This window comes from Salinicoccus siamensis (assembly GCF_042429615.1).
Taxonomy (GTDB): Bacteria; Bacillota; Bacilli; order Staphylococcales; family Salinicoccaceae; genus Salinicoccus; species Salinicoccus siamensis.
The window spans coordinates 93,445-102,862 of the sequence record NZ_JBHMAH010000012.1 but is presented as its reverse complement, the minus strand read 5'-3'; the positions used below and the strand labels follow the sequence as shown (position 1 = coordinate 102,862).

At 44.3% G+C, this 9,418-nt stretch carries 7 protein-coding genes and 1 rRNA gene; 2 read left to right on the top strand and 6 right to left on the bottom strand.

The window, feature by feature from the left end; all coding sequences use genetic code 11:
- From ACFFLE_RS05945 to ACFFLE_RS05930, 4 genes are all read right to left on the bottom strand, one after another.
- Nucleotides 1–251 (bottom strand): 16S ribosomal RNA (locus ACFFLE_RS05945); the annotation flags it as partial.
- 423 nt (nucleotides 252–674) lie between these two features.
- Nucleotides 675–1,445, bottom strand: a complete 771-nt coding sequence (locus ACFFLE_RS05940) for a KinB-signaling pathway activation protein (RefSeq protein WP_380570218.1) — start codon at nucleotides 1,443–1,445, stop codon at nucleotides 675–677.
- 15 nt (nucleotides 1,446–1,460) lie between these two features.
- A complete protein-coding gene (gene salA / locus ACFFLE_RS05935) occupies nucleotides 1,461–2,516 on the bottom strand; it encodes an iron-sulfur carrier protein/transcriptional regulator SalA (protein WP_380570217.1) in 1,056 nt (351 codons plus the stop codon).
- Nucleotides 2,517–2,655: 139 nt separating this feature from the next.
- Nucleotides 2,656–3,594 carry a mechanosensitive ion channel gene (locus ACFFLE_RS05930; RefSeq protein ID WP_380570216.1) on the bottom strand — a complete coding sequence of 313 codons (939 nt, stop codon included), beginning with the start codon at nucleotides 3,592–3,594 and terminating at the stop codon, nucleotides 2,656–2,658.
- A gap of 164 nt (nucleotides 3,595–3,758) precedes the next feature.
- On the opposite strand from ACFFLE_RS05930, the gene ACFFLE_RS05925 reads away from it, so the two are divergent.
- Complete coding sequence (locus tag ACFFLE_RS05925) at nucleotides 3,759–5,204, top strand: alpha-amylase (RefSeq protein ID WP_380570215.1); 1,446 nt, start codon at nucleotides 3,759–3,761, stop codon at nucleotides 5,202–5,204.
- A gap of 27 nt (nucleotides 5,205–5,231) precedes the next feature.
- Nucleotides 5,232–6,629, top strand: a complete 1,398-nt coding sequence (locus tag ACFFLE_RS05920; RefSeq protein ID WP_380570214.1) for an alanine/glycine:cation symporter family protein — start codon at nucleotides 5,232–5,234, stop codon at nucleotides 6,627–6,629.
- 121 nt (nucleotides 6,630–6,750) lie between these two features.
- Here ACFFLE_RS05920 and ACFFLE_RS05915 read toward each other — a convergent pair whose 3' ends face one another.
- Together ACFFLE_RS05915 and ACFFLE_RS05910 are read right to left on the bottom strand one after the other, a co-directional pair.
- Nucleotides 6,751–7,848 carry an NAD/NADP octopine/nopaline dehydrogenase family protein gene (locus ACFFLE_RS05915; protein WP_380570213.1) on the bottom strand — a complete coding sequence of 366 codons (1,098 nt, stop codon included), beginning with the start codon at nucleotides 7,846–7,848 and terminating at the stop codon, nucleotides 6,751–6,753.
- Nucleotides 7,849–7,861: 13 nt separating this feature from the next.
- Nucleotides 7,862–9,418 carry an amidohydrolase gene (locus ACFFLE_RS05910; protein WP_380570212.1) on the bottom strand — a complete coding sequence of 519 codons (1,557 nt, stop codon included), beginning with the start codon at nucleotides 9,416–9,418 and terminating at the stop codon, nucleotides 7,862–7,864.

Sequence of the window (9,418 nt, the reverse complement as noted above, 5' to 3'; positions counted from 1 at the left end):
CGCCGCAGGCCCATCCATCAGTGGCAGTCAAAGACCGCCTTTCAACTCATCCCCCTGCGGGGATCAGGGTCATCCGGTATTAGCCACGGTTTCCCGCGGTTATCCCAGTCTGATGGGTAGGTTGCCTACGTGTTACTCACCCGTCCGCCACTCGCAGACCCCAGAGCAAGCTCCGGGGCTGCGCGTTCGACTTGCATGTATTAGGCACGCCGCCAGCGTTCATCCTGAGCCAGGATCAAACTCTCCATAATTGGAGTGCTCTGACTCGTTGCGGTTTTACTTGTCGCCCAAGTTGGATGGATTAACCATCCGGTTTATTGGAATTAACGTTGACATATTGTCATTCAGTTTTCAATGTTCTCTCGTTGACTGCTTTACTATTATAGCATTCGCCCTACATATTTGCAATCGTTAATATCTCTTTTTCAAGATTACTTTTGTAGTTTTTAAATGTTCGCCTGCTGTTTTCAGCGACTTCTCTACTATACCATCTTACAATTTCGCTTGCAACCTTTTTTTATTTTTATTTTAAGTTGCTTGCTGTTGGTAAGTTGCCATCTGTTTTCAGCGACTTTTATATCATAGCAAGTCCCCTTTAGGGTGTCAACGGTATGCAGCTTTTTTATCGTGCATTGTTACACCAATTGAAAAGGCAGTGCTATGCACCGCCTTTGTCATTTCTTATTAGATGTATTCTGTCTCGTCTTATTCTTATACTTCATCTTGTTGTTCACTTTAACCTGACCAGCTTCTTTTTGTTTTTGGCGTTCATCTCTCTGTGCCATTGCTTTTCTCTTTTCTTCGTTGCGTTCTGCCTTTGTCACCCTACCGCGTTCTCGTTTTTCCTGCTCTGACGCTTCAATATACTTTGGTAACATTATAAGTTGGAAAGCATTCACTGCCACCAATGTAAAGATTGAACGATAGATCCAAGATGTATCCTCTACGTTTAGGAAAGGAATCAGGGCGATCGAAGTCATGAATACCATATAGAAGAGTGATGGGATGAAGACTTGGGTACCGCGCGCTTCGCGGTCTTTCCACCATGCGACTATAAAGCCGGCAATGACTACAATGATTGGAATCCATATATAATCAATTACCTCACCCGCTTCTTTGCCAAAGCGGTAAAATCTGACATAGAAAAGGTCGAATACAGCATAGATTACCAACAACAATTGTATATAAGGCCATAGCTTCCTGAAAAGCCCCATCCCTAATGGATGGATGAACAGATAGATGAAGAATGCCACTTGACTTACTGTGGCAATCAACAATCCATATCCAAGAAACCAGATTAGGCCAGCAAGAAATTCACCAAACTGGCCTGCAAAAAGGTATCGCGTTACATTCTCATACTCTGTAACCATACTCACCAGAGCTGTGATGATCATGCCGAGAAGCAGTGTCCTGAAATAGAACCTCACAAGATACTTAGATGTCATACTATAATCCCCCGGCTATTTACTTTCATCGATTACATTGTCTGCAATCTCACGATAGATCTTTCCTATCCGATGGTCCGCCCCGTAGACTGAAGGCGCAAAATCCTCTTTGTCCCACTTAGGCTGGCCGAGAGGCAACTGGCCAAGTAGCGGCACACTTAGTTCATCAGCAAGCTTCTGTCCGCCACCCTGTCCAAAGACATACTCCTTCTCTTCTGTAAGTTCACTCTCAAAATAACTCATGTTTTCTATGACACCAATGATGTCGTGATCAGTATGCTGTGCCATGGCACCTGCCCGGGCAGCCACGAATGCGGCTGTCGGGTGTGGTGTGGTTACTATTATTTCCTTACTGTGCGGCAACAGCTGATGGACATCAAGTGCCACATCTCCGGTACCAGGAGGAAGGTCCAAAAGAAGATAGTCAAGGTCGCCCCAATCGACTTCATTAAAGAAGCTGCTGATCATCTTGCCGAGCATAGGGCCTCTCCAGATCACCGGTGTGTTCTCTTCGACAAAAAATGCCATGGAAATAACTTTTACCCCGTATCTTTCAACAGGAATGATTGTTTTATCCTTAATTCCAGGTTTTTCGGTGATACCCATCATGTCGGGCACACTGAACCCATATATATCCGCATCTATGAGTCCGACTTTTTTGCCTTTCTCCGCCAATGAGACCGCTAAATTGACTGCTACAGTCGATTTGCCGACCCCACCTTTGCCGGAAGCGATAGAAATGAACGCTGTATCATTATCTTTGAAGCGATTCTCCACTTCACTGCCTGAAGTGCCTCTACCTCTATGGCGTTCGATTGTCTCTTCGTCGAGTTCATCGAACCTGAGACCGACTGTATCTGCGCCTGCTTCTTTGACTGCATTTACGATTTTCATCTGCAGATCAAGCTGCTCCTGTCCGCCGAGCCGGCCAATTGCCACTTTTACACTTACATGGTTCTTTTCCTCTTTGATGCTTATTTCCTGGATGCCCTCTGTTTCAGATATAGGTACATTCAGAATTGGATCATTTATGTTACCGACGATTTCTTCCACTTGCTCTCTAGTAAGCATTTAAAAATTCTCCTTTACGCCTTATGGTTAATACATCCATGATAACACAACATATTCTATTTATAATGAAAAAAACCAAACACTTTATGGCTGAAGTGTTTGGTTACTTTACTCATATTAAGTTGTAGGTCAATGGATATTACTCTTTCTCATTTACTTTATTTTCGAATTTCTCTAGCTGTTTTTGAGCGAACGGTTTACCACCCATGCCAAAGCTTATTGCGAAAGCAACAGCTACAGCGCCTAGGATGATCAGGAATGCTAGATTTACGATGCTCTGGGCGAAATTCAATTGATCGAGCGTCATAAATACCGCAACGATTATAATCAGATACTTCGCAATCTCACCGATAAAGGCATTTCCTGTACTCTTAGTTATTACAGTAGAAAGCAAATTGCCTCCGACAAATCCTAGAGTCAATATAATGAGGGCTGATATAACAAGCGGGATATAGGCGATAATCGCTGTTCCAATCGTATTGAAGACTTCCAGGTTCAATACTGTCAACGCCTGTACGACGAAGAACAGACCTACTAGTACCGATATGACTACACCGGAAGCTTGTGGAATGTCGATCCCTTCTTTTGTCTTATCGCCAAAGTTTACGTATGAATTGAATCTGCTCATATTTAAGCCCTGGAGTAGATTTGTAACCAATCTACCTAGAATCTTAGCCAGGTACAGTCCCAATACTATCAGGACCGCAGCAACAAGCAGTTTCGGGATGAAATTAAGCACTGCAGTCATCATTTCCTTAATCGGAACTGATACCGACTGCATATTCAACGCGTCGAAAACTGGCGGCAGGAACAAGATAAATACTAGAAAGTATGCCAGCTTTCCAAGTGTAGTAATGATCCCTTCGGATTCCTTTTTAGCTTCGTCCGGACTGCTCAACTCTTTTTTCTGCAGCCATTTATCAAAGCCGACTGCCTTCAAACCTTTTACAATAATATTTTTCAGTACTACTGCGATAATCCACGCTAAAAGTAAAAGTAAAAGTGCACTGATTAAATTAGGTATAAAAGCGATGATCTTGTCTAATACCGACATTAGCTGATCTCCTACGTTACCCAAAAAATTACCTCCTTAAAATGTATTATGGTTAGCTACTATCTCGTTTTATGGCACCCAAACACATTTTTCCATTTCATTTCAAAACTAAAATATTATATTTGGGGTTAACTATCCTCATATTGGCTATAAAGAGAGTATTACAATAGAGAGGAACGGGATGATAAATGAACTTAACAATCATGCAGTATTTCGAATGGCATCTCCCCGATGACGGCGAACATTGGAACCGTCTCAAGGATGACGCCCAAAGAATAAAGGGTAAAGGCTTTGATGCCGTATGGCTGCCACCACCCACTAAAGCGGATAGTACGACAGATCCAGGGTATGCAGTCTATGATGTGTACGACCTTGGTGAATTTGATCAGAAAGGAGACGTCCGCACCAAATATGGTACGCGTGAACAACTCGAAGCGGCGATAGCAGCATGTAAGGAGGCCGATCTACTGGTCTATATCGATCTTGTGATGAACCATAAGGCTGCCGGAGATGAAGCTGAAACATTCAAAGTCATCGAAGTGGATCAGGAAGATCGGGAAAAGGATATTTCTGAGCCTTTTGATATAGAAGGGTATACACGGTTCTTCTTTCCCGGAAGAGATGGAAAATACAGTGACTTCGTTTGGAATTTCAACCATTTCAGTGGAGTCGACTATGATGCACGAGAAGACCGGACAGGGATTTTCCGTATCTTGGGTGACTACAAGGATTGGAACAGTAATGTTGATGACGAATATGGTAATTTCGACTACCTCATGTTCTCAGACATCGATTACGATCATCCTGATGTCAAAGAAGAGATGATCGGTTGGGGCAGATGGCTCACTGATACTTTGAACGTCGATGGATTCAGGTTGGATGCCGTCAAGCATATCGACAGTACATTTATCGCAGAGTTTATAGAAGCGCTGGAAGCACATGCTGATCGCGACTTATATTTCTTCGGAGAGTTCTGGAATCCAGATGTAGAAGCAAAAGAAGGATTTTTGAAGGATGTGGAATTCGATATAGATCTTTTCGATGTCAAATTGCACTATAATCTTTTTGAAGCTGCAAATGAATATGAAGGCTATGATCTCACCCAGATATTCGACGGCACACTTGTGCAAGAAGATCCTTGGAACACCGTCACCTTCGTAGACAATCATGATACGCAGCCTGGAGAATCTCTTGAGTCATTTATTGATGACTGGTTTAAACAGTCCGCCTATGCACTCATTCTTCTGAGGGAGGATGGATTTCCTTGCGTATTCTACGGAGATTACTATGGAATGGATGGTGAAGAGGGGGTGGGAGAATTGATCGATCCTCTTCTATACGCCAGACATAACAAGGCGCTTGGAGAACAACAAGATTACTTCGACCACCCCAATACAATAGGCTGGGTGCGTTTTGGAGAAGATGAAGTCGAAAATTCCGGATGCGCCGTCCTCATTTCAAATGGTGTGGAAGAAGGGGTCAAAAAAATGTATGTGGGCGACGAGCATAGCGGTGAGGAATGGGTTGACGTTACAGAAAACAGGGAGGATGTCGTCACCATCGATGAAGAAGGCAATGGGGAATTCTTCGTCGATAGTCAGAGCGTCAGTGTATACGCTCTTCCAGACGCATAATATATAATTAATCAAAGGGGGTAAGCCATGGAGAAATTAATAGAATCAGTGACAGCCATTTCATCGTTCCTTTGGGGATACCCGATTATCATAATGTTGTTTTTCACTAGCGTCTACTTAACTTTCAGGTTGAAGTTCTTTCAGTTTGTCTACCCTTTCTATATTTTCAGGCAGACTTTTGGAAGCATCGGCAAAAAACCGCGGGGAAGAGGGACTGTCACACCTTTCCAGACACTTACCACAGCCCTATCTTCAACAATCGGCGCTGCGAATATCGTAGGTGTGCCGGTGGCAATAATGCTTGGCGGCCCGGGTGCCGTTTTCTGGATGTGGGTCATCGCCGTGTTCGGCATGGCATTAAAATTTGGAGAAACTGCACTCGGTGTACACTATAGGGAGAAAAATAAAGCAGGCGAATATGTTGGGGGCCCCACTTATTATATGAAAAATGGCATAAAATGGCCCATGATCGGTAAGTTTCTGGCAGCATGGTATGCCACCTTCCTATTAATTGAGTTGATACCAAGCATCATGGTGCAGAGTAATTCCGTCGCCAGTACGATAGCTGAGTCCTTCTCATTCAACCCACTGGCAACCGGCGTCATTATAGCCATTGCCGTCGGCGTCGTTGTCTTTGGTGGTGTGAAACGCATCGGCAAAGTGTCTTCTTACCTCGTCCCTTTCATGGCCTTGTTTTATATTCTGGCAGGGGTCATCATTCTTATTTTGAATGCCTCGGCCGTTCCTGCAGCCTTTAGATTGATTTTCACCGAAGCCTTCAATCCGACAGCGGCTCTTGGCGGCGGAGCTGGTGCGGTACTCGCTGAAACAATACGGTGGGGCTTCGCACGCGGCATCTACAGCAATGAAGCGGGGTTAGGTACTTCTCCAATTGCACATGCCGCTGCCCAGACAGATCATCCGATTCGTCAAGCTTTTTGGGCCGTGATCCAAATTCTGGTTGATACCCTGATTATTTGTACAGTTACAGCGTTGGTCGTCCTAACGACGGGTGTATGGCAACAGAGTGATGCACATAAGGAAAGTGTCAGGGAAGCTTTGACGGCCCGGGCCTTCGAAGAATCTTTTGGACCGATCGGAAGTTATGTAGTATCGATAGCCTTGGTTATATTTGTCTTCTCGACCATAACGGTAGTCGTTTTTTATGGCGCACGGCAAGCAGAGTACCTCTTCGGCCTATGGGCCGGCACAGTCATGAAGAGTATCTACGTCATTTCGATCGTTGTCGGGTCGATAGGAGGAGCGACTGCCTTATGGGCCTTCCTTGATCTCACCTTATTCTTTGTAGTGTTACCGAATATCATCGCCATAATATTGCTTTCTCCAAAGGTCATCGAATTGAAGAAGGAATTTTTCAGTGATCCGAAGTATTACCAGAAAGATATAAAAGATGAACATGCGTGATTAAAGAGATTTCGTTTCTGTAAATATTGTAAAAACCCCACTTAGCGATATTAAACTATTGCTAAGTGGGGTTGCCTATTTTTAATCTTCAAAATATCACGTGCATCTGATGAGTCACGAATTAATCTCTAGTATGGTTGTATTTCATGTCTTCATTCAGTTGTGCCGGACTGCTATCCTCTATACCTAGCTTAGCCAAAGTCACACCTTCCTGGAAATAGTCACGTTCCAAAAGGACTCCCGCTAATGTAATGACCGAGTCCATTACCGGTGTTTGGACCCCAACCATCTTTCCAATGCTTGCCCACAATACTAGCCCGTTGGATACATCTTCTGTGACATAACGATTGTCAAGTTCTATCGGTCCCTTTATATCCTTCAAAACCTTCGAATTGTTGTACTGCTCATCTAAGGTAAGCCCATCTTCAAAATACCCACTCCTGAGGCTTCTTTCTGATTTCGAAAGTGCATCAAAACCAAGCGCTCTGCAGATCTCCTGACGTTCTTCATCAATTTTGTGCACCACGTTCACAGTGTGCTTGGTGATTCCTTCTTTGTAGAGATAGAAATCATCCCCAGCGTAATCGATTCTCCCCGCATTTAGTATGGAAGGGCCTGGATGACTCTCAGGATTACCATTGTTTAAGGTTGTTTCCAGTATATTTTCGGCGGGTTCGAGGTAGTCGTACATGCGATGGAATACCTCGAGCATCTCCTCGGTATGTCTCGCCGGATATGCGGCAAAAAGATTATATTTATTATAGGCGATGAGCTGTGCCTCATTATTTTCAGATGAATAGCGTGAGGCGTAGGTCAGTGACATCGTCTCGCCTACTTTTACATCGACGTCAGCCTTCATATTATGCAGTACACGCCTAAAACGAAGGCTGGACATTGCACTCGCTCCGTTGATCAGTATATACTGTCCATCCTCAATATAAGGTGCAATCGTTTCGCCAACCGGTTCAATTGCAACAGAAGGTATTGTAAGCATTATTACATCCTGCCCCTTGACGGCCTCTTCCGCTTCGCGTGTAAATTTATGGAGTGAGATTGGTTTTCCATTGAATGAAATTGTCCCACTCTCCTCAATTTGGCTCAAATCCTTCTTCGATTGCGGCGACTGAAAAAGTGTCACCTGGTGCCCCTTCTCAGTCATATCAGCAGCCGCGGTGATCCCACCATTGCCGGCACCAAAAATTCCTATTTTTAAACCCATCAAACCCCTCCTTCTATAGTTGTCCATCATAGACGACTTCGCCGTCGACGATTGTTTTTATTACTTTTGCGGTTAATAATTCCTCAGACGATATCTGCATGACGTCACGCTCAAATATCGCGAAGTCAGCGTAATAACCTACGTCAATCAACCCCGCCCTGTCACCTTTATAGATAATAGCGGCAGCATCATGTGTATACATTTTAAATGCTTCATACCGGCTGATGCATTCACTTTCATTATAAATCCCGCTCTCCCCACGACGCGTGACAAGTGTATAGATTCCCTGCATCGGATTGGCTGTTTCGATAGGGGCATCCGACGATCCGCCAAGCATCAAGCCATAATCAAGCATTGTCTTGAATGGATAAAGGTATGCTGTACGTGTTTCTCCGAGATATTCCTCTACCCAGGGCATATCAGATGTAAGGAATGTTGGCTGTACATCGCATATGATACTCATTTTAGCCATTCTCTCAAGCAGTGGTTGGTTCAACAAACTTGTGTGGATCAATCTGTCGTGTTTACCTTCAGGAGCTGGATGTTTTTCAATGGTGTCCACCACAATCTCACACGCCCTATCTCCTATGACATGTACTGCTACTGCATCCTTATTGCAACGGGCCTTCACAATGAGCGATTCCAGATCTTCCCGGGAGTGGATCTGCAGTCCATGCCCAGCCGTGCCTTCATAAGGGTCTTTAACCAGAGCGGTCTTCCCACCGAAAGCGCCATCCATGAAAAGTTTCATGGCATCAGGTTCAATCCAGTCTTTTCGGTAATCCGGCGCATCTGCAACCATCTCATCGTAAACTTGTTCGTGCCGAAGCAGATTGACCCGGATCTTTTTACCCTCAGGCCCCACCGTTTTGAGATATGCCCCGAGGGGCACTTGATAAGGACCATGATAAGACATATCCTCTGTATGAACATTGGTGATGCCATACGAATGGAGGTGATCTACTGCTGTTGATATGTCATCGCTTATTGAATCGATATCATCTTCCACAGTTTTCCCCCTAACCATTTCAAAAGCCTTATCATAGACCCAGCCTGTCAATTCCCCGTCCGCATCCCTTTCGAAATATCCACCTTCCGGATCCTCTGTCGTACGATCAAGACCGAGAAGCGACATCGCTGCCGTGTTGATCAATCCGGCGTGATGGCATACACGAGTGATCAGTGTCGGCTTATGGGTCAGCATATCCACCTCTTCGCGCTTCATTTTATACTGACCAGGAAAATTATTCTCATCATAACCCAAGATGACATTCCATTTATCCTTCGAATCAAATTCTGAGATCACTTCTTTCATCATATTGATATCGTTGACGTCATTGAGTGCGAGTGATTTTAATTTCTTCCCCAACATAACCAGATGCATGTGTGTATCAGTCAATCCCGGCAACATTGTAGCACCTTCCAGATCTACCAGTTTATCCGCTTCATGCCTAAAATCCGAGAAAATACCCGCGCCAAGAATAATTCCATTCTCTACAAGAACCGCCTGTACCTTATCTTCCGGACGCTTCATCGTATATATATTCCCGTTATAATATAATATCTTCAT